The 21,079-nt window shown below is 40.0% G+C and carries 15 protein-coding genes; 8 read left to right on the top strand and 7 right to left on the bottom strand.

Translation table 11 applies throughout. The features are described from left to right. The 4 genes from KHS79_RS11625 to KHS79_RS11610 form a co-directional block, all read left to right on the top strand. On the top strand, nucleotides 1-2,768 hold a 2,768-nt coding region (locus KHS79_RS11625), incomplete at its 5' end, for a polymorphic toxin-type HINT domain-containing protein (protein ID WP_212719097.1). Between the two features lie 41 nt (nucleotides 2,769-2,809). Further along, complete coding sequence (locus KHS79_RS11620; protein ID WP_212719094.1) at nucleotides 2,810-3,256, top strand: hypothetical protein; 447 nt, start codon at nucleotides 2,810-2,812, stop codon at nucleotides 3,254-3,256. Nucleotides 3,257-3,374: 118 nt separating this feature from the next. Then, nucleotides 3,375-3,563 carry a Type I secretion system protein TolC gene (locus KHS79_RS11615; RefSeq protein ID WP_212719091.1) on the top strand — a complete coding sequence of 63 codons (189 nt, stop codon included), beginning with the start codon at nucleotides 3,375-3,377 and terminating at the stop codon, nucleotides 3,561-3,563. A 113-nt stretch (nucleotides 3,564-3,676) separates the two neighbouring features. Then, complete coding sequence (locus tag KHS79_RS11610) at nucleotides 3,677-4,732, top strand: transposase (RefSeq protein ID WP_212719088.1); 1,056 nt, start codon at nucleotides 3,677-3,679, stop codon at nucleotides 4,730-4,732. Nucleotides 4,733-4,854: 122 nt separating this feature from the next. Here KHS79_RS11610 and KHS79_RS11605 read toward each other — a convergent pair whose 3' ends face one another. Further along, nucleotides 4,855-5,100 carry a GlsB/YeaQ/YmgE family stress response membrane protein gene (locus KHS79_RS11605; RefSeq protein ID WP_027708545.1) on the bottom strand — a complete coding sequence of 82 codons (246 nt, stop codon included), beginning with the start codon at nucleotides 5,098-5,100 and terminating at the stop codon, nucleotides 4,855-4,857. Between the two features lie 434 nt (nucleotides 5,101-5,534). Beyond that, nucleotides 5,535-6,053: a hypothetical protein gene (locus KHS79_RS11600; protein ID WP_212719084.1), complete on the bottom strand. Its 519-nt coding sequence runs from the start codon at nucleotides 6,051-6,053 to the stop codon at nucleotides 5,535-5,537. Nucleotides 6,054-6,359: 306 nt separating this feature from the next. On the opposite strand from KHS79_RS11600, the gene KHS79_RS11595 reads away from it, so the two are divergent. Beyond that, nucleotides 6,360-7,631: an O-acetylhomoserine aminocarboxypropyltransferase/cysteine synthase family protein gene (locus tag KHS79_RS11595; protein ID WP_212719081.1), complete on the top strand. Its 1,272-nt coding sequence runs from the start codon at nucleotides 6,360-6,362 to the stop codon at nucleotides 7,629-7,631. A gap of 115 nt (nucleotides 7,632-7,746) precedes the next feature. Here the strand turns inward: KHS79_RS11595 and KHS79_RS11590 are convergent, their stop codons facing one another. After that, the gene (locus KHS79_RS11590; RefSeq protein ID WP_212719078.1) at nucleotides 7,747-8,268 is read right to left on the bottom strand and encodes an invasion associated locus B family protein; all 522 of its coding nucleotides are present in this window, start codon (nucleotides 8,266-8,268) and stop codon (nucleotides 7,747-7,749) included. A gap of 289 nt (nucleotides 8,269-8,557) precedes the next feature. Between KHS79_RS11590 and KHS79_RS11585 the strand changes: the two genes are divergently transcribed. Together KHS79_RS11585 and KHS79_RS11580 are read left to right on the top strand one after the other, a co-directional pair. Then, nucleotides 8,558-9,310, top strand: coding sequence for a hypothetical protein (locus KHS79_RS11585; protein ID WP_212719075.1), 753 nt, complete (start codon nucleotides 8,558-8,560; stop codon nucleotides 9,308-9,310). A gap of 354 nt (nucleotides 9,311-9,664) precedes the next feature. Next, nucleotides 9,665-10,882, top strand: a complete 1,218-nt coding sequence (locus KHS79_RS11580; RefSeq protein WP_212719072.1) for an aminotransferase class I/II-fold pyridoxal phosphate-dependent enzyme — start codon at nucleotides 9,665-9,667, stop codon at nucleotides 10,880-10,882. A gap of 113 nt (nucleotides 10,883-10,995) precedes the next feature. On the opposite strand, the gene KHS79_RS11575 is transcribed toward KHS79_RS11580, so the two are convergent. After that, the gene (locus KHS79_RS11575; RefSeq protein ID WP_027707110.1) at nucleotides 10,996-11,583 is read right to left on the bottom strand and encodes a hypothetical protein; all 588 of its coding nucleotides are present in this window, start codon (nucleotides 11,581-11,583) and stop codon (nucleotides 10,996-10,998) included. Between the two features lie 959 nt (nucleotides 11,584-12,542). Here KHS79_RS11575 and KHS79_RS11570 point away from each other — a divergent pair. Beyond that, complete coding sequence (locus tag KHS79_RS11570) at nucleotides 12,543-13,391, top strand: glycine zipper 2TM domain-containing protein (RefSeq protein ID WP_212719069.1); 849 nt, start codon at nucleotides 12,543-12,545, stop codon at nucleotides 13,389-13,391. 164 nt (nucleotides 13,392-13,555) lie between these two features. On the opposite strand, the gene KHS79_RS11565 is transcribed toward KHS79_RS11570, so the two are convergent. From KHS79_RS11565 to KHS79_RS11555, 3 genes are all read right to left on the bottom strand, one after another. Beyond that, nucleotides 13,556-14,359 carry a sporulation protein gene (locus KHS79_RS11565; RefSeq protein ID WP_212719066.1) on the bottom strand — a complete coding sequence of 268 codons (804 nt, stop codon included), beginning with the start codon at nucleotides 14,357-14,359 and terminating at the stop codon, nucleotides 13,556-13,558. 77 nt (nucleotides 14,360-14,436) lie between these two features. Then, entirely contained in the window at nucleotides 14,437-18,978 is a 4,542-nt protein-coding gene (locus KHS79_RS11560) for an OmpA family protein (RefSeq protein WP_212719064.1), read from the bottom strand. A 14-nt stretch (nucleotides 18,979-18,992) separates the two neighbouring features. Further along, a complete protein-coding gene (locus tag KHS79_RS11555; protein WP_212719061.1) occupies nucleotides 18,993-20,594 on the bottom strand; it encodes a hypothetical protein in 1,602 nt (533 codons plus the stop codon). Nucleotides 20,595-21,079 lie beyond the last annotated feature (485 nt).

Genomic DNA, 21,079 nt, shown 5'->3' with positions numbered 1-21,079 from the left:
GCCCCTATAACGCTGGGGTGGCGATTGGTGATGTGAGTCCGACGTTACCGGATATGCCACCGCCGCCGATTAAACCAGCGGGTGGGGGCTGTGGTGGCGCGGCCATGGTGGTGATGGTGGTTGTGGCTGTAGTAGCGGCTTGGGCAGCAGCTGCAGCATTTACAGCAATCAGTGGTGCTGTATCAGCAGCTGTGGGTGGAGGCGCAGTTGGTAGTGCAGTGGGCGCTGGTGTTGGTGTAATAGGCGCAGGGATTACGTCTCAGGCGATTACCCAAGCGGGTGCTATTGCCATGGGGCAGCAGAATGGTTTCCATTTTAAGTGGAAAGATGTTGCTCGTGATGGGCTAATGGCTGCTGCGAGTGTGGGTGTGGAGAAGTGGGCTGGTAACTCAGCTAAAGCTGTCGCAAGTGCAAAGAAGACGGGCGAGGCGATATCCACTATGCAAAAAGTGGGTAGTGCTGTTAATGCTTCGAAAGGTTATATGGCTGCGGCTAAAGCAACCGCTCGTCAGCTGGTATCCAGTGCAATGGACCGTGAGCATAAGTTCAGTTGGAAGTCGATAGCGGCTTCGGCGATTGGCGCTGAGTTAGGTGGCGCGGTTAGTTCTTCAATTGGTTCTAAAGTAGGCGCTGATAACTGGGGGACATTTGCGGCAACCTTAACTGAGTCAGTCGTTTCTTCTGCGGTTGAAACCAAAATCTTTGGTAATAAGTTCAACTTTAAAAATGTTGCACGCCAAGCCGTTGGGCAGGCTATTGGTGCTTCATTAACCAGCACTTTTGATAGTTGGGCTGATCCTCAAGATAAACAAGCACCACAAAAAGCCAGTGCTCAGCAGCATGCACATAGTACTCAGAGTAAGTCGAGTGGAGCTGTGGTTAATGAGCGTGGGCAAGGGAGCTTGGAGCAGTCTGATAAGTTACGGCGGATGGAAAGGTTTTATACACAACAGTTGTTGGATCAAGAAGCAGAGGAGTTGGGGCTAGATTTTGTAAGCACACCAGAAAGTACTGAAACTGTTGTGTCTGGAGAGTGGCAAACTTCTGGAGAGGGGTGGCGTACATATCCTGTGCCACCAGAAGCAGACGTTTTTATGGAGATATTTGATTACGAGTCTGCAAATGCACAGTTTTACCAGTTAGGAGGTGGCCAAGACCTTTCGTCCTTTAATTATGATATAGAAAACGAACCATCAAATTTTGATAAAGGGCTTGCTATTACAGGGCAGGTAGCTGAAGCAGCTTTTTATGGGACGGTAAATGCAGTATGGCAGCCAGTTGCCCAAACTGTAGATTTACTTGAACTGGCATTTGTTGCTTTGCCCTATAACTTATTTAGTGATGATGTCTATACATTAACAGGGTTCAGTAACGTTGCTAAGGCAAATAGTTTTAGTGAGGGCTTCAGAGCTGCTTTTGAGTATAACCTTGTTGGAGGTGTGGGGATAGCCAGCTACGACATGACTACTAGTTTTAGTAACGGAGACTATGTTGGTGGTGCTTTAGGTGGTGTTAGTGTGTTATCAGGCTTCCTTGGAATTAAGGGTGTTAAATTATCGCACCAGGCATTTGGTGGACTTAAGAGCACATTAAGTTCAACTTTTTCACAACGAAATTCTCGTAGCAATTCTTTAGATCCAGCAACTGAACTGGCTGAGTTTTTGGCTCAAGGTGGGAGGCTTGTTCCCTGTTTTGCTGAGGGCACACTTGTTCATACCGATCGTGGATTAATTTCCATTGAGTCATTTAAGGGAGGAGAGCGTGTTTTAGCACGAAGTGAGCGTTCAGGACAGGTAACGTATAAAACGGTCATTAATACTAAGGTCACTCCACAACAAGAGACGTACTCAGTTGTTATTAGTGATCAAGAAGGTAGTCAGGAAACGTATCAGGCTACAGAAGGACACCCATTTTGGGTTCAAACTGTAGGCTGGCGAAAAGCGGCTTCATTGCAACCTGGAGATAAGTTGCAGGATGCTGAGGGTGATACGTTAACTGTCGTATCTGTGACTAAAGATGAAGGTTTACGATCTGTTTATAACATTGAAGTACTTGGCTATCATACATACCACATAGGTAAGCTAGGAGTATGGGTCCATAACGATGACTGCTTTGAGTTAAGTCTCCGTAATGGACATATGGATGTTCATGATTTCCTTGATGCACAAGATGGGTTAGGTGCTTTAAACCATTTGGAGCTAGATGTTCCAACACCAACTGGTTGGCGTGCAGCTGATGATGCTGTTTTAAATAATACAACCTCGTTAAGCGTTAGACCTGCAGCTAGCGGAGTGTCTCCTGCTAACTTTAACTCATTTAGCTTAGCGAGCAGGCAAGATACATTAGACTTATGGAATCAAGCGTTAAAGTCAAAAGCATTTAGCTCACATCCAAAAGGAAATGCGTACCAGGACTTCTTGAGACAGCTTGAGTCAGGTGTTGAAATTTACAATATAGACAAAGGGTTATTGGAAGATGCATTTGGTGCTGTAAGTGCAAAATATACCTCCTTGTTGCGAGCTAAGCATAGACAAGGCTTGATGTTGGACGTTGGTGATGGACCTGTACACCATTGGAACTACAATAAGATTCTTTATCCTCAGGATCTTGTTGATCCTCGAAATTTGATTATGACGAGAAATCGTTCTCATCATATGGAGATACATAGAGCAACAACTTCAGGCCATATAACTAAGAGTCCAGCAAGCCCTGAACACATTAGAGAGATTGATAGTTATGCAAACCCAATTATTGCTATTCCTGATTGATTTGCGAGTAAGTTGCCTTAGATTGTTAATGAGGTAGAACTATGGATGCTTTAACTAGAGAAAATGCACTGAATATTGCAAAGAATCTAAGTTTACCTAATGTAGTGTTAGATATCATGGACGATAAGGTACCGGATTCATTGATCGATTACTTTTCGACACCAATGGTCTTTGACCTCTCTGGTGAAGAACAAGAAGAATATGGCTTTGGTAAAATTTTACCTCTATGGTCTTCAGCAAATGGAGATGTGATTTTTGCTTATGATTTTATGAGAAATGATTATTTTAGTTTTGTTTGGGATGGAGATATCAAAGCGCGTTTTTCAACTTGGAATGATTTACTCAAAGAAACTGTTTCTCGAGTAATGGATATAGTTTGGGATGACCAGACTGAGGATGAAGTTCTTGAGGTATTGAAAGAAGTGTTTGATGGGTTTGAAGTTGACGATATGGATTCTATTTTTCGAAGTATTATACGTCAAAAGTAGGCAATAGATAACATAAAAAAAAGAGGACAGCCAAGATTTAACTTTGATCAAAAAATAGCCAGAGGTGTAGGTCTATACTTCTGGTTGTAAAGTAGTCAGTTTGTGTGGAGGTTTAAGGATGACACGGCCACGAAGTGAGTTAGTCTGTGTGGCGGATACACCGTTTTATCACTGTATATGTCGGTGTGTGCGTCGTGCTTTTTTGTGCGGCGATGACCGAGTAACGGGGCAAAACTTTGATCACCGAAAAGCCTGGCTGGTTGAGCGTCTCGCTGAGTTGGTTAAAGTGTTTGCCATTGATATTTGAACCAAAAAGCAAAAAAAAGGACAGCCAAGATTTGACTGTGATCAAAAAATAGCCAGGAGTGTGGGGCTATACTTCTGGTTATAAAGTAGTCAGTTTTGAGTGGAGGTTTAAGGATGACACGGCCACGAAGTGAGTTAGTCAGTGTGGCGGATACACCGTATTATCATTGTATATGTCGATGTGTACGTCGTGCTTTTTTGTGCGGTGATGACCGAGTAACGGGGCAAAACTTTGATCACCGAAAAGCCTGGTTGGTTGAGCGGCTCGCTGAGTTGGTTAAAGTGTTTGCCATTGATATTTGTGCTTATGCGGTGATGTCAAATCACTATCATTTAGTGGTTCGCATTAATGAAGAAAAGGCGGCACAATGGACGGATGATGAAGTGATTCGTCGTTGGCGGAAGTTGTACCAAGGACCTCCAATGGTTCAGCGTTATTTAGCGGGAGCTGTGCTGGATAAGGCGGAGCTTAAAGTCGTTAATGATATTGTTCAGCAGTGGCGGTTGCGCTTAGCGGATTTATCGTGGTTTATGCGCTGTTTAAATGAGCCGATTGCTCGATGGGCTAACGATGAAGATGGCTGTAAAGGGCGATTTTGGGAAGGCCGTTTTAAAAGCCAAGCGTTACTGGATGAAGCCGCATTATTGACGTGTATGAGTTATGTTGATTTAAACCCGGTCCGTGCAGGAATGGCTGAAACCCCTGAAGCCTCAGATTTTACCTCAATTCAAGCGCGAATGATTGCATGGGCAAAACGCCAACGAAAAAATAAAAAACAAAATAAGTCGTTTGTTCGAACTACTAAGTTACCTAAACAAACGTTGCCTACTGTGCCGTTATTACGCTTTTCGGGTAATGAAAAACAGGGAAAACCCAGTACCATATCTTTTTCATCAAAAGATTATTTGCAGCTTGTTGATTGGCTCGGTCGAGCTATTCGAGATGATAAACGAGGTGCTATTCCCAGTAATATGCCTCCTATTTTAGAGCGCTTGAATATCAATGCGGATGAGTTGTTGACTTATGTGAGTAAAAAAGAAAAACGGTTTATTGATGTGATGGGGACGGAAAATAATTTTCAGAAAATAGCAAAACAATGGCAACGTAAGTTTATTAAAGGCGTTAGACTTGCTAAACAGATATTTTCTAGACAGATTATATATTCATAATGTTGTAGTTGAAGCCTTATTTATGCGGAGGCTGACTATGAATTTAAAAGATGTTTTTATACCAGTTTTTGAAAGGAAAAACTGCCATTTTCTAAAATGACAGATTCTTTTTTAAATTGTGTTTATTTGATAAAGCGATAAAAGAGTAAAATAATAAAAGCACCTCCAGTGGCAATTAATATACTTTCTAAAGTGAAAGCATTAACACTGCCAAAACCAAATAAGCTACCCACATAGCCACCAACAAAAGCACCTGCTATACCTAAAAGAGTGGTTATAATAAAACCACCACCATCACGTCCAGGCATTATCCATTTAGCTAAAATGCCTGCAAGTAAACCAAGGATGATCCAAGCAATTATTCCCATAGGTAATTTTCCTTATAAATTCATAGTTAGTTGTAAGGAGTCTTTACTATACAAAAAATAATAGAAATAAATTTATTTTTGATCAAATATAAAAAGTAAATCACGTATTTTAAGTATTTGTTGTCACAAAACTCAAGAATAACGATGGTTAGCTGTCATAATTGTTAGTAAGTAGTAACTGTGCTATCAAGTTTTTTAGCTAAGATAAGGGAGTAGACCTTTTTGTTGATAGTACTTTTGTTTTATTTAGACTAAAAAATAGAATATTCACTATTTGGTTGTAATCAAATAGTCGATAGTGATTGTCCGCCGCGTCCTGCGGCAGACAGTTTGTTCCTGATCAGGCAGCTTTTCATATCCATAATCAGGTACATACACGTGCAAGTATATATAGATTATCTTTGAAAAATTTAATCTGATAAGTTCACTGTGAGTTAAGGTTTAATTTCAGCTACTGCATCGTAGGAATTAATGGTTGTATAATAAATTTGGCTTAAAGTATTTTTAAGGGTTAAAACGTCTTGAGATGGTTCAGGGAGAGCGGTTCCATCCTCTGGTTTTGGTCCACAAATTGAAATAATTGATAAGTCTTTTTTGGGTATACTAATATCGATAGCAGGTGCATCACATAAATAGTAGTAAGCGTAATTTTTCCAGCCTTGTTCTGTTTTTACCTTATTAATTGCATTTTGAATCTCATCCAGTTTTTTGGGTGAAAAATATTTGAGAAAGGCTTTGTTGCCTGAATTAACAATTGCTCTCAATTCAACCGTTTTGCCTTCATGGTTTTTTCTTTGAATAAGAGTAGCTGATGAACCCTGAAAATTTGGATAGCTTGGTCCAATACTGTACTCTACTACTACTGACGTTTTTACTCCAGCATTCACTACATTAGCAATACCACCACCAAGCAATAGTCCAGATATTACAAAGCTAACTGTAAGTGCTTTCATTTTTAAACATTTCCTTTTGTTTTCAATGATGATATGAACAGATAAATTACAGGGCGTCAGCGTACAAGTAATTAGTGTCTCTTTCAACTGAAAAAGACATCGGTTACCCAGAGGTAAAGGCGTTATTATTTACTTATCTGGAAATGGATAAAAAGTTAGTGATTTACAAGGGAAAGAAACATCCATTCTTTAGTGGTGACGAATAAGTCAGACACCATCTACGTTACTTGTTGTATAAACTGTATTCGCTTGGTGGACTGTGTAATAGTAAGCTTCAGCATACTACAAAAAAAGAAGAGTGAGTAAATGAAACTAGAATCAATAGCTTTACATCATGGGTACAAGTCTGAGGAAACTACTAAAGCAGCAGCGGTCCCAATTTATCAAACGACCTCGTATACCTTTGATGATACTCAGCACGGTGCCGACCTATTTGATCTGAAAGTACAAGGTAATATTTATACGCGAATTATGAATCCGACTACAGATGTGCTTGAGCAACGTATTGCTGCGATGGAAGGAGGTATTGCCGCATTGGCTTTGGCTTCTGGCATGGCTGCGATTACATACGCAATTCAGTGTATATGTGAAAATGGTGACAACATTGTGAGTAGCAGTCAGTTGTATGGCGGCACATATAACCTATTTGCGCATACATTACCAAAACAGGGCATTGATGTTCGGATGGTTTCTCATGATGATTTTGATGGGTTTGAAAAGGCAATTGATGTAAACACCAAAGCGGTGTTTTGCGAGTCTATAGGTAATCCTGCAGGTAATGTTGTGGATATTATGCGACTGGCAGACATTGCCCACAAGCATGGGGTGCCACTCATTGTTGATAATACTGTGGCGACGCCCTATTTATGTCGCCCTTTCGAGTTGGGTGCTGATATCGTAGTGCACTCATTGACAAAGTACATTGGTGGTCATGGTACTTCTATTGGTGGTGTTATTGTTGATTCAGGTAATTTTGATTGGGTGGCAAATAAAGCACGCTTTCCAGTCTTAAATGAGCCTGATCCTTCCTATCACGGTGTGGTCTATACGGAAGCTTTGGGAGCTGCAGCTTATATTGGTCGTTGTCGAGTTGTGCCATTAAGAAATATGGGGGCGGCCATTTCTCCGATGAATGCTTTTCAGATCATGCAGGGATTAGAAACGTTAGGGCTTCGTATGGAGCGTCATTGTGAAAATGCAGAAAAGCTTGCCCGATTTCTTCAAAGCCATAAAAAGGTCAGCTGGGTTAAGTACGCTGCTTTGCAAGACAGCCCATATTATGAAACCTGCCAAAAAATCACTGGCGGTAAAGCATCAGGTATTTTGAGCTTTGGTATTACAGGAGGTATTGAGGCTGGCAGTAAATTTATTGATTCACTCAACATGATATTACGCTTAGTGAATATTGGTGATGCAAAATCACTAGCTTGTCACCCTGCATCTACAACCCATCGTCAGTTAAATAAAGATGAGCTTGCTGAAGCTGGCGTGAGTGAAGATTTAATAAGGATATCAGTAGGTATTGAACATATTGATGATATTATTGCAGATGTTAGCCAAGCTTTGGATAAAGTTTAGTTTGGCGTTGAGGGAGATCCAATATATAGAGTTGAAAGGGGCCTCCACTATTTGATTGTATTTTTTGGCATGCTCTTTTTCAAAATAATATATTGCATGCCAAAAAAATATAGCACTACTTATTGATATATTCTTCTGCAAAAAGTAATGCCGCAGTAATTCCTTTTAGTGATATTTTAATATTCACTGGTTTACCTGATTGACTGGTGTAGTTAATGGTAAGCCAGCGTCCTTTTTTTAAAAAGTTTAACATTGACTTTGTATCTGTCAGCGAGAGCTTTCGTTCGTTTAAGCTTTCATTTGGAAGTAGTTTAACTTGGAAAGGTTGATTATCATCGATGGTAAATGTTGCTTTTTCGGCTGGATAAGCATCGTCTAATACGTGATAAAAGACAATTTCTGTGTTTATGCCTTGTTCAATTGATTGTTGTTGAACAATAAATTGAAAAATAGTGCCATCGCCATAAGGAAATAATTTTTTATCTCTAACATGTGTTACTGAACGACAGGTGTTGTCAGAGTCATTTAAACAGTTCACTAGCCAGTCTTTAAAATAACGTCGAGTTTCTCCAGGAAAAGCATTAGCCTGATAGGATGCTATGAATATGAAAATAAAAAGTAGTGATTTTTTTAGCATATTTGTTCCATGTTTTTTGTTCGTGGAGCTGATCTGTAAGGTTATTAATAAGTTTTACTCATGTCTACATTAAAATGTTTGCAGTTAAATCCAATCATTTTCTACGAAAGTTAGTATTTGCTAACCCCGATATTCACTATTTTCAGATGTCAATCGGTGTGACTGCAGTTCGTCGGCTGAATCTTGAACAGGCGGATACCTTTTTGACATAATATGTCGCGTTCTAAGATGCTGCAGAATACCGGTAATTCGCAGGGCAAATGAATGAGCCGTTGATAGGGAGTTGCCTGTGAAACAAAAAACGACATTATATTCTTTAGTTAAATGGACATTTTATATAAGTGTAATTATGGGCGCAGTAGGTTTTTGGTTTAGAAATGACTTTCCTGCTGCCAATGAGAGGATTATTGATCCTCAGGTCGCAAAAGAACCTTTACAGAATAAAGTTAATAAAGAGTCATTTAAACTTATGCGTAATGGTGTAGTGTATGAGGTTAACCCTCTTTATGAGTATGAACTAAGTGGTTTAGTTGTCTCATTAAATCATCATGACGGTAAGTATGGATTACATAAACGTTCTGAAGATCATATAAATGTAGCGGACTTATGTGTAGTTTGGGGTGTTAATGCTAAACAGGTCGATTTAAATGAGTTTGATTTTTGGAATGGAGAGTTTACTTGTAACTATTTAACTAAGAACTCACTACAAGCCAGATTATTTAAAGATAATCAGTTATCTAATAATCACTTGGTTGCAGTTGATGAATTTATTCGGGAAAAAATTGCAGATGTTAAAGTGGGTGATCAGATTTATTTAAAAGGTTGGTTATCTGAGTATAGAAATCATCTGGGGTCACGTGGTACAAGCATTACTCGGGATGATACAGGCAATGGCGCTTGTGAAACTATTTATATAAATGACTTCAAAATACTAGACTCAATGCAAACGAGTTGGCGTACCATGTATAGCATGGGGCTTTGGGGATTATTATTTAGTGCTTTGATATGGGTGTGGGGAGTAGGAACAGGGCGTTTTAAATAAAATTAATCTATTTCTTGTTGTGTATTAATATATTAAACATGGTTGCAGGTTTTCCTCCAGCCATTTTTTTTATATGTATGTTGAAAACTTAATTGAATTGAAATTGAGAGAACGCTTTCCTAATGGCCTTGCTATGGTTCAAGTTAAGTCAGTGTATGCTTACATTGTGGTGCTTTTTAGTAAGTGATCTATATAAGGGTTAGGCATCAGTGAGCAGTTACTGGGGGAGTTCCGAGCTATATTAACATGGCCAGTATTTTTTATTGTACGTAGTGGCAAATTACGGCAGGATAACTGCCGAGAAAACGTAAACACGCTTCTTTGTTTATTGTGTTGGCTTGGAGAAATCACACCATGGCTCTGGAATTTGGACAATCAGTATTTGAACATGCACAACGTTTACAAGAAGAAGGGCGAGATGCTAATCAGATTGCAAAGATTCTTTGTGAAAAGGATCAGCAAGGTCATAACTACGGCATAGGCATTGTGCTAGATGGTGAGGGGCGAGCCATGGCTTCATCATCCACGTTACTCGAGTATGCCACAAAAGAAGTTCAGGAAAGTACTATTGGAGACTACAAGAACTCCAATGCCCAGCTGGAAAGTTTAAAAGAAGCTGTTTTAAGTTGGCAGCAAGTTCCTAAGGAATACTGGTCAAAGTTCAAGCTTGGTTTAGTATCGGATGCTGGTACTGGTGCGGTAAAAACAGCGGTTGAATTAGGCTTAATGCAAAACCCTGCGTTGAATACGCTAGGCGTTGAAGCGCTAGGTTGGCCTGCTTATAAAGCCATTGCTAAGGTTGCTCGCGTACAGTTTGCTGAGTTTGCGCAAGATGGCATTATAGATCAGGAAAACACCTTGCCTATTTATCAGGCCGGCCCAATGAATACGACAGGCATGGTACGTTCAGCTGAAGTTATCAAGCAACGGGCGAAGGTTGCAGCGGATAAAGGACAGTTTGTGGTATTGGATCGTGCATACTCAGGGTTTGAATTTGCACGAGAGCTAGCGGATAAAGGCTATCAGTCTGTAATGGCACAAAGTTATGATTTACAGATCAGGCCATTTGTAGAACAGGGTGTGCCTTTCTGCTTGGCAATCAGTCCAACCAAAGCATTTATTACATTTGCACTTAGACCCTGCGGGCTAGTTTTACTCTTTTGCCCTGATGAGCAGGAACAGAAAAGTTCAGTATTAACGTTAAATACGATTATTCGTGCTCGAGGCTCTTCTTTTGAACATCCCATTACGCGTGCGTTTGCTAAGGCAATGATTAATGATGGTGCACGTTTGCATGCTGAGCATGAGCAGGCTTTAGCGCGGGTAGCAGAAGCTGAAGCTGTTTGGCAAGAGCTGGTTAAGGGGACTGCTATAGAGTATTTATACTCATCGGACTATGCCGGGTTGTTTAGAAACCCACAGGCCAAAGATGATGCTGCAGTTCATATTTATGAGCAGCACATTTATCCAGTGTTTGCGAGTAACCGCTGTCGACAAAATGTAACGGGTATCCCTGCTGATCGGGTATTAGCAGAACGGCATGTGAAAGCATTTGCTGAACAGTGCTTCTAGGTTTTCAATATTCTGATAACAGATCTTTCTCTTGTGTTCTGTAGTATTTCTGTCAGGTTTAGTCTGATGAAATGCTGCAGGACATACCATGTGTTAACAGGCCCTAACAGGCGTTAGGATTTAGATAGCTTGGTATTGGCGTCGTGCTCAAACGTGTAGTAGCACGCCAGATTGTAGGTTTGGCTTTGTGATGTACCAATTAATCTTGGATCGAAAGGTGCCAGGCCATCCATCATCCATTCCTTGTCACACCAGCGATATGAGCAGAGCAGCTTATGGTTATGGCTGGTGAGAATTTTACATGCATAATAATCACGGCTTGGTTCAGTAAATTCATTCAGCTGAATCACTTCAATGCGTTTGATAGTAAACTCACCCGCTCTTATCAGATGATGTATAAAGGCTGGCTTTTGTGACTGTTTGATTTTGCTGAGCAAGCGTTGGCTAATAAAGCTATGTAAGCTAAGGGGGGACTGAAAACGACTCAGTGCCATTAAACACTCTTCTGCCCGCTTTTCAAGGTGAGATGATGACCACTTTGGATCATGCTGATTCAATACGGACTGAAGCACTTCGAAAGGGTAATTCTCGTAACTTTGTTTATTGGCTGGGCTTAGTTTTTCTTTATGCAGTGCATGCCAGATAAAAACTGGAACGAGTAGAAGTAATACTGCAAGTAATAGGGAGAAATATAAATACATAAGGCTATACACTACTCATACAAAGTGAGTTGCAGTTCCAATTGCTGTGTACTTTTCATATTCATTTTATATCTACTTTATGTGTCATATTTGAGGTTATTGCTTAATCGTTAAAATAATGCACACAAAGTGCTGTATCACTTACAAAATGAACCAACGATCAGCTGTTTATTGTAAAGCAATTGTCATTTCTTCTTATGGATACTCTTCTATGTGGATATACACCTTTTGTGAAGGATATATACCCTTCACGAATGATTTCTAGGTTTTGTTATCTTCACTCCTCACCCCAATCGCCTATTAATATAGGCTCATGGGGCTTCGTCACTCGATGGCCGCACCTAAAAACCATTCGTATTGGGTATAACATTAAGAATAGCGTTAACTTCATCAGGTTATGTGCTTTAAATAAGTCTCAATTAAAGGTCTTAACTAGAGATTGTTAACAGCTAGAATAAGCTTCAAATAAACTCTTTTAACTATCTTACATTAAAAACTTGGATTCGTTTGTTGAATAGTAGAAAAAATAGTGAGACTTATGCCAAAAAAACAAGGCTGAATGAACGGCGGTACTTTTTGCCTTAAACTTAAGGTTGAAAATAACATTCAGCGGGTTGCACCACTTTATTAAGGGCCTGTTAACACTATTTTAATTTAATGGTTTTAGCTATTAGGGTAATTGCCTTAGCTAAACTATAGGCTTGAATTTGTTTTTATGGTCTGCGTCATTAATACTGTTTAATGTATTTCACATTCTTAACAAAAGGAACAATCATTAACAGTTCATATGAGTTGTTTTTGCTCATTTCCCAGTAAAATCCATTTTCTTGAAAGATATCTATACCTATAACGAAGGGTATAAGTAACCCATAAAGGGTTTTATACAAATGATTTACTTGGCATAACAATCCACCTCAAGGAACTATGCCTATCATCGTATTTCTAGGACAGAAGTGGCAATGAAAAAATTCTTGATCAGCAGTTTTCTTTGTGTAGCCATGGTTGTATCGAGTGGTTGCTCAACCCAAGGTAATAAACAACAGATTGGTACCGCTGTAGGTGCAGTACTGGGTGCTGTTGTCGGGTCTGCTTTAGGTAAAGGGAACGGTAAGAAAGTTGCCATTGCTGCGGGCGCGGTATTGGGTGGTTATATTGGCAATCAGCTGGGCGCTTACTTGGATGACCAAGACCGTATTGCTTTAGAACAAAAGTCAATTTCGGTATTGAATACAGCAAAAGATGGTGAAGATATTCAGTGGCGAAGCCAGCGCACAGGTGCTGAAGCGACGATTTCAACAAGGAATACACGTCAAGAAACACGGAGCGTGAATTACTATCGTGATAAACGTGTTGTGAAAGTGATTAATTTAACTGTTATAGGTAAGCCTTTTCAGGCCAAACAACGAGCCAATGTACGTAATGCCCCAGAAAAACAGGGTTACCGGGTTACTAGCTTGGCTTCTGGCGAGCAAGTGACGGCTGTGGGTAAAACATCGAGTAACTGGGTTATGATTGCGAAGAAAGGCGTTACCATTGGCTATGTTCATGGATCATTATTAAAGCCTGTTGCTGCTCAAGAAAAACAAACTGTACTCAAAACTGCTAAAACCAGTGAAGCCTCAAGTCAGCAACCAAAAAGTATTAATATTGATGATATTGAGCTGAAAGGGGTGGATGTTGTTGAGGATTCGATGGCGGTCAATACACAGTGCCGTAGTCTTGATGTAAAGGTTAATAACAAAGGAAAATCAGGTAACGAAAGCTTTGATACCTGTAAAGGTGCTGATGGGGCGTGGGAAATTATTTAATAGCACTTAACGCACAGCTCTTAAAATTAAAAAACGGACATTTAAATGTCCGTTTTTTAATTTATGTGCTTTTTATACCCATAATGAATCATTTTTAGGTGTCAAAATAAAGTGGTAACAAAGCCTAAAAATCATTCGCGAAGAGTATAATATGCCTATATGACTTATTTTTGTGACTTTACTTGGTTTAATAGGTACGTAAGCTTCTCTTTAACTTTGGCATAAAGCTGTGGAGCACTATTAAGCTGACTTGGGCCAAAGGCAATCTGACAACGCTTTATATCCTTATCAAAAAGGGCATTGAAGTAGTCCTGCCAACGTTTCTCTTGCAAGTTAACCCACAATGAACCTTTAACCTCTCCTGACTCAGCTAATGAAAGTCTTAGCTTCATGTGATCAATCTCTTTATAAAGCTCTGGAGAGGGTTTGAGTTGTATACTGATATAGCCTTGTCGCTGATTCCAATGGTAGTTAAATTCGGTAAAGTCTCCTTGTGAAACACAGGCATTAGCAATCTTTAAAAGAGATTCTGCTGGTTCAATGGAAATGGGTTGTTCAATCGTACGTACTTGTTGGTTCAAGGTGAAAGCACAGCGAACAGACCACTGGTGTTTTTGATCTGTAATTCGGCAGTTATGCGGTAGGGTAAACTGAAAATCAAGTGAGTGATTTTCTCCAGTATTTAATTTTAGAGAGTCACAGAGTAAGGTTTTTTCAGCAGTTTGGCTTAGCTGTGGCGAAGTGGCTTTACTTGAATGTTCAGTAATATGTTCTTGTAAGGACACTTCTATATTGCTAAGGGATAGCTCGAAATTTCCAGGTATTGTCAAGTCATCAGCAGGAGACTGTTCGTCGTATGTGAAGTTAAGCGAACCCGTAATCACCTCGCCTTGATGATAAGTTGGCTGGTTAATTTTTAACTCAACATGGAACGTATCAGCAATAACCATTTGATGACTAGGGGACATATGTTTACTCCTATAAAGGGGGTATGTAAAAAGATATGCATGAGTATTATATCTTACGATACAGGTACTTCTGTCATTTACGATAATTCCAGTTGATTCAGATCAGTTGCAAACCAATGTTTTAATAGTAAACGCGTATATTGGGTATTTAATTTTTTATCAAGCTCACAGTAGTATAGCCAGCGCATCAGGTTTGTAACGGGATATGGTTGATTGGGTATAACGGGCAGTTCTTGGTCATCTAGCTGCAACTGTCGTTGGTTACTGCGCTGTATATTATGCAGTAAATGCTGACGAGCCATGCTTACTTCTGCTGTATTTGGAAACTGAGACCAGGGCATGTGTGCTGAAAAATAGCTATCAGGAGCAGGTAAACGAAGGGATAAACGACGTTCAGAGTAGCTGTTTATTTTGTTCTGGGGAAAACAAAGATCGCCCATTTGATAATAAAAGTCAGTAGGATGATCACTATGAATATTGATTTTATCTTCATGGGTTATACGTTGCTGAACATAGTCTCCAGCTGAAGCAGATGAGGCTAATGGTCGCATGCCACTAATGCGTTGACCTGCTGGGTTAAAATAATGAAGAGCAGCGATTCCACCAAAGATATGAATTGGGTGTTGCTGTGCAGCTTGCCAGAGCTGCTCACCAAGTACCTCGCGTAACTGCTTGATAGCGAGACTGTCATAACTGGCTAATGTTTGTAGTAAGGAGCTTAGGGTAAGCCGTTCTGCAAAGGCCTCACTTAATGATGGCAAAAATTGAGGCTGGTCATTATTGATTTGAATGGTTCCTAAGTAGTAAATACTTCCTGCAACAGGCCATTCGGCTCCAGAAGAGAGTGGCTGAACTACTTTTTCTGTAATCATGAGATTGAAGGGTAATTGGCGCCAGTCAGAGACTGAACTGTTGGCTACATTTAACTCACTACAGGCGACTAAGGTGGCTATTTCAAAAGCTTGTGTCCATTCGAACCCATACAGTAATTCTTCATCAATACTCACATCATGGTTGGCAAATAACGGACTGTCTTTAAATTTTGCCGCATAAAATGGTGAGGCGGTAAAACGACCCTGTTGTTGTACTCTAAATAAAGTCGATGCCTGGGCTATTCCCGCAATAGGACTATCAGATGAGGATATAACTGGGCAACGAGCTTCTTTAGTATGGGGCAACAGGGTATGTTCTTGGTATTCCTGTTTAATCAGCGTACCTGCAGCATCATGGCAGGGTGTTAAGCGTGATAGTTCAATTGACATAGGCCACAAACCACTTGCACCTAAGACGGGTGTTGTATGTTGAGCAAGTAGCTCATCTTCACCATGAATACGAATAAGGCGACGGGTTTGGTGCGTTGCTATTGGTATCTCAATTGTTAATCCTGTTAACCAGGTATAGGCTTGAAACCGAGCAAGTGTCTTATTTGTATCCGGTTGCGGAATAGCATTATGCTCAGTTTGACTCGCTTCTTCGGTAGGCTGGTTACTGATATGAGATGACATGAAGGGCAAGGGTGGCTGACCTAAAATAATTTTATTACTGATCGCGTAACGGGGAAAAAATATGGCACCAAAATTACCCTGAAAGTGATGTTCTTCTGGCAATAGGTTGGTTGTATTTAACTGGTAAGTCATCTCAAATAAAGGAGAACCCTGCTGCATGTGTGTGGGGTATGCAGCAATTGCCTGCAGTTTAAGTGGTAAGGGGTGAGTAATAGGTTGCTCTTGCCATTGTGGGTTTTCCTGAGAAAGCGTGTCTTGATCTTTTATAACGACAAGTACCCGAAGCTGATCAAAAGGTGTTAGGGTTTCTCGCTGCTGTTGGGTTAAAAATTCGCTGAGTTGCAGCCATGGCTGATCTTGTGTACTGCCAGCTTCACGAGCGTAAATGGCTGTATATTTAAATATTTTTCGATCAAAAGGCTGATGCTCAATTGTGGGAAACGTAGGAGCATGTTCAGCTAAGACCTTGGCAGAAAAGTTAATCAGGCTGGTTGGGTTCAAGCGCCTCAAATTGGTGGCAAGCCACTGCTCATCTGGTGGTAATGAAAATTGTGCGCGAGGGTTTGCTCTGTAGTTGAGATGGCCTTTTTCGATTGGGTTATTGCTAGCCTCGTCAGCTTGACTATTTATGAGTGTTACTTCATCTAGCCAGTATTGAGCAAGGTTGTAATCAATGGCGGAATGGGTTGGCCAATACCATGTTTTAGTAAGAAACTGATGTATAAACTCTGAGAGTTTAAGTCTATTAACGCTTTTTTCTATGGAGCATTTTTCGTGTTTGGCATACCAGGCAGCGAAGATTAGTAACTGTTGCAGGCTACAAAACACTTCATATCTCAGTCTGATTTGATTTTCGAGCCATACTGTTGAGGCTTGAGATGGAAGCTGATTCTGATTAAGCCAAGGCAGAGGTTGTAACTGTTTTCGGTTAACTTGGCTACGTTCCCAAAGGGCAAAAAAATTGTTTTGTTGCGTCAGCGCTGTTTCAAATTGTGTTTTTAGAATGCAGTCAATATGGTGATATAACGGTAAGCGATTGTTATTGTCTTGTGTTTTTGCTGTTGGCTTGCAGGAAAACCATACCTGATTTGTTAGATGTTGGGTTGTGGTAACACTGGTTGTGCCTTGGCGTAGCCGAGCGAGTATATTTAAAAACTGTGCAGCCGTGGCGGTAAATCCAAGTCGTTGTAAAAGTTCTTCGGTTACTGTGTGTTGTAGCTGGGTCAATATTTCTTCATTGAGCGTAAGTGCAAATAGTGGAATTGGCAGAGAAACAAAAATATCCAAGCGGCGGCTAGCGGTAATTTCTTCACCCGCTGCGCCAGATACTGGACTCAGGTCTCCTCCAGCAATACAGTGAATTTTATCCTTAGGGACGCCTTGCTCAACTAATAGCGAAGCGGCCACCTGTACTCTTTGCCAGGCAAGCAGGTCATTTTTTTCACAAGTGCCAATTGTGTCAGTAAAGCCGTGCAAGGTGATATTTGCTTGAGAATATTGCTGCCATAAACGTGCAACAGACTGAAGTTGAGCAACCGGTAACGAGGTTGATTGAGGTTGCTGATAATAAAAAGAAAAACGTAAGCTGCACATCACACCATTGGTGAAAGTACTAATTCCATATTGCTGATATTTTTTGGCAAGCGTAATAAATTGTTGTAAGGCTTGTTGATGTCGGCGGCTGTGAAGCTCAGTGTAATAGTTGAGTGTAAATTCAAGTAGTTCAGTTAAACTATGTGCGTTAGTGGGTATACCAAAACTATGCAGCTGGCGCTGTTTAATTTCGTTTTCCGGATAATTATTAAAATAGCGTATAGGGATGCCTGGAGTAGCATGATTAATCAATTCTTTCATGCATTGAGCAGAAATTTCATTGAGTTTAATCTGGGGAGGCAGTTTTACCAACGTATGTAATTTTTTTTCAGCGAATAGTTGTTGGGGGGATGTTGAAAATAAACTTTCCTCTGCACTGTGTTGTGAAGCGTTATGCGTTATTGCTGATTCACGTTTAAGTATTTGTGATAGCAATGTTTCTACTTCAAAATACTGAATCGTATGCTGCAGATTAATGTTAGTTTTATGGTTAGCGATATGTTTTAGTAACTCTGTGATATTAGGAATTAATTGGGAGAGGGTTTGACAAGGTAGTGAACCATTAACTGCTGCTGTCTGAAAATGATAAATACGTTGGTGATGGCTATGTTGGTGGTGGTTATTTTGGTGATAGTTATATAGGCCAATCGTATTAGTTTGCTGTGGCCAATAAGGAAAGTGTTGAATTAATTGATCGGATAATGATAGTGGCGTTGCGTTGAGTAGGCAAATATCTGCAGTGGGTGTTGTTAATAAAAATGCAGCTTGTGCAGTAAAAGAATAGAGGATTTTCTGGGGAGATTTAGTGTAAACACTAAAGACCAGTAAAGCATTATTGAAAATAAATGATTGTTTATCCTCTACAATAATGGCCGCAAAACCACTTTCAGTTTTACAAACCGGGATATTTTGAAGAAAGGGAAGGGTATCATCAACACCCTGATGACGCACTTGTATATATACACTGTCTTCCGTAGTAAAGGACTCGGGTGCAAATGATAAAACCAGTAATTTATTTCGATTAATCATTAATGTGTCAATTTCAGGTGTAGCTAACTGCTTTTTCCAGTTTAAGTGATTTGCACTGGATGGCTCTTGATGGGTTTGTGACTGGTTAAATTTTAATGGGTGAAGGTTAACGGTGACCCCAGTATCCAGCCATTTTTCGGGGAGCTGTTGAATTAAAACAGAGGGCAGAGATGTATTGAATAACGAAAACCATTGTCCATAAAGGAAAGGAGGAATAATCAATAACTTAATTGGACTGTGTTGGGATAAATGATAGATGGGGTGTCCCAGGCTACCATCGTTGTTAAGATGAAATAGTTGTCCCTGTTCGTTAGTTGTCCATAACGTTAGATAAGGTTCGTCGGTAATTCCATGATGTTCTTGAGAGAGAATAAGCGTATTGGCTAAAGGCTTGATTGAACCTTCAATTAATTCATCATTTAGATACTCTGCTGAGCATAAGTATTGTACTTTTAATGCATGGCAAGTACCCAGTGGGTAGATGGCTTCCATAGTATACGTTTACTCTAAATTGGTTCGTTGCGGGTATCGGCTAATAAAGGAGATGTTTGCTGTAAGTTCAACACAAGTAAGTCTTGTAAACGTTTATTCCTGAAAATGTAAGCGGGCACTTGTTGAGTGTCCTCTGGTATTAGAACTAAATCAAACAGGCCTTTTATGGGTAAATCATCAAAGACCAGTTCAATCCATTCTGGATGGTGATGAACTTTAGGGCAACTGGCAAGTTTTGGGGCCGTTGTATGTTGCCAGTGAGGGTCTTTACTGCGCAATTGATAGCGATCTGAAAAATATTTATTCGTTAGTCCCGTAACTTGTAAATGAAGGACCAACCTTTGTTCAACAACATTGATATAGGCAACAGGAATTTTATTATCCCGAAACTGATCTAAAATAAGACGATGCTTGCCGAAGCGTGGAATTAATTTTTCATTGAGTCCTTGTTTAACTTCTAAAGGTGTTTTTTCCTGATCGAGTAAAGCTTGTGAAATGGGACCTATGACTCCCTTTACCGCATCAAAGTGGGTGACTTGGGAATAATGTTTAAGTTCACTCAAAGAGGCTCCTTCAGCTGAGAGTTTTTCAGGGTTATTTTCATAAGACAGAATTTTTTCCCAAGGCCACTGTCGGTGACTAAAGCATAATACAATGCCAGACTCATCTGTTTGGCACTCTCCTTTTATACGGTAAGGTATCCACAGTGTGTCTAACCACCGCCCTCTAGCTTCGCGTTGATCTGGGTTTACCGTTTTGATAAATTTTGCAAAGTATTGTTGTCGGTAAAAGTGAACACGTACATCTTTTAGCATTCCTCCTTTAACACTTTGTAATTCCCGCCATAACTTTCCTTGCCAAAAAACATATAACCAACCTTCAGGTAACAAATCTGCATGTGACCGGCTCTGAGCTGCACTGATTAACCCTAAAGGCTTAACGGGTATAATAATGTTGTCCCACTCATCTTGTTCTACATTACTTTGTATTGGTAGTACATTTTCAGCTAAAGGTAAGTATAAAGGTGGCTCTTTATACATGGGTATTTTCAGGCCAAAACGGCGGGGATAGTTTGGAATATGGTTAAAAATAATCAAACTGCGGTATTTATCACTGTCTAACGTGCTTTCTTTGGGAGGGAGCTCAATAGAAGGTAAATCACGTTGTTGGTTAGCAAATAAGTGTATACGTTGAACATTCGAGTGTTTAACTCCTGCAACCTCAATAACAAGTTTATATCGACTTTGATTTGCTTCACCTTCATCTGATGCGGCAATAAATTCGCTGCCACCCGTTAATAATGAGGGATCTGGTGTTTCATCAGAGCGAAAGGTGGCAACTACAGAAAGTGAGCTTTTTCGGGCAATACAAAGATCACCTCGAATTAATAATTGTGTGAGGTTTTTTGCTAGTTGCTCATGATCTTGACAGTGTTTTAAGGGAGGGAAGCGTTGTAAATGTTCTGCGATTTGTGGGTGCTGAGCAAATAAGCGTTCAACAAATAAGCCTATGTCCCGTTCATTTGAAAAATAGCGTGGTTGAAAACCAGGCGTGATAGGAATACCTTTTACAACAATTTCATAGGGGGTATTTTCGAATTCGAACTCAGCTTTCATGTGATAGAGGTAGATTAATTGGCGTATGAGATATACCCATAGTGCTGGGTATATTGATCTTTAAATTATAGCAAACTGCGTTATATATACCTGATACATTACTCGGAATAGAAAAAAATAATTGAGTAATTGTTTTTATACGTTAGTTTTGTAACTGTTTTGTAAGTGAATAGTATTTTTTGTGAATTTCTTTAAATGGTTTTTTAGGAAGCTACTCACAAAGATACAGTCTATAGCACTATTGAAAAATAGACTTATATTACGTGCTACGCAATGGTTACACGTGCCGACATATTCATTTCTTTTCGTATCAACGTAAGTGTTGTCAGTATGATTTTGTGGTGTTGCTCTAAAACACTGACGTGGGTCATTCACTTATTTTATCAACGTGTAATACTCCGCCCTTTTTTTAAATCAGTCCGTAAATTTTTTTCTTGCTAGGGGATACCCATGTTTTGCATGTGTGGTTACCCAAGCATGGCAAA

It is taken from the genome of Zooshikella ganghwensis, assembly GCF_018263875.1.
Lineage (GTDB): Bacteria > Pseudomonadota > Gammaproteobacteria > Pseudomonadales > Zooshikellaceae > Zooshikella > Zooshikella ganghwensis.
The sequence above is the reverse complement of the archived record's forward strand: the minus strand, read 5'-3'. Positions and strand labels throughout refer to the sequence as shown.

What these genes read in the sequence shown, in the direction of transcription:
- KHS79_RS11620 (WP_212719094.1), top strand. Translation starts at nt 2,810, where the DNA reads ATGGATGCTTTAACTAGAGAAAATGCACTGAATATTGCAAAGAATCTA.
- KHS79_RS11615 (WP_212719091.1), top strand. Translation starts at nt 3,375, where the DNA reads ATGACACGGCCACGAAGTGAGTTAGTCTGTGTGGCGGATACACCGTTT.
- KHS79_RS11610 (WP_212719088.1), top strand. Translation starts at nt 3,677, where the DNA reads ATGACACGGCCACGAAGTGAGTTAGTCAGTGTGGCGGATACACCGTAT.
- KHS79_RS11605 (WP_027708545.1), bottom strand. Translation starts at nt 5,100, where the DNA reads ATGGGAATAATTGCTTGGATCATCCTTGGTTTACTTGCAGGCATTTTA.
- KHS79_RS11600 (WP_212719084.1), bottom strand. Translation starts at nt 6,053, where the DNA reads ATGAAAGCACTTACAGTTAGCTTTGTAATATCTGGACTATTGCTTGGT.
- KHS79_RS11595 (WP_212719081.1), top strand. Translation starts at nt 6,360, where the DNA reads ATGAAACTAGAATCAATAGCTTTACATCATGGGTACAAGTCTGAGGAA.
- KHS79_RS11590 (WP_212719078.1), bottom strand. Translation starts at nt 8,268, where the DNA reads ATGCTAAAAAAATCACTACTTTTTATTTTCATATTCATAGCATCCTAT.
- KHS79_RS11580 (WP_212719072.1), top strand. Translation starts at nt 9,665, where the DNA reads ATGGCTCTGGAATTTGGACAATCAGTATTTGAACATGCACAACGTTTA.
- KHS79_RS11575 (WP_027707110.1), bottom strand. Translation starts at nt 11,583, where the DNA reads ATGTATTTATATTTCTCCCTATTACTTGCAGTATTACTTCTACTCGTT.
- KHS79_RS11570 (WP_212719069.1), top strand. Translation starts at nt 12,543, where the DNA reads ATGAAAAAATTCTTGATCAGCAGTTTTCTTTGTGTAGCCATGGTTGTA.
- KHS79_RS11565 (WP_212719066.1), bottom strand. Translation starts at nt 14,359, where the DNA reads ATGTCCCCTAGTCATCAAATGGTTATTGCTGATACGTTCCATGTTGAG.
- KHS79_RS11560 (WP_212719064.1), bottom strand. Translation starts at nt 18,978, where the DNA reads ATGGAAGCCATCTACCCACTGGGTACTTGCCATGCATTAAAAGTACAA.
- KHS79_RS11555 (WP_212719061.1), bottom strand. Translation starts at nt 20,594, where the DNA reads ATGAAAGCTGAGTTCGAATTCGAAAATACCCCCTATGAAATTGTTGTA.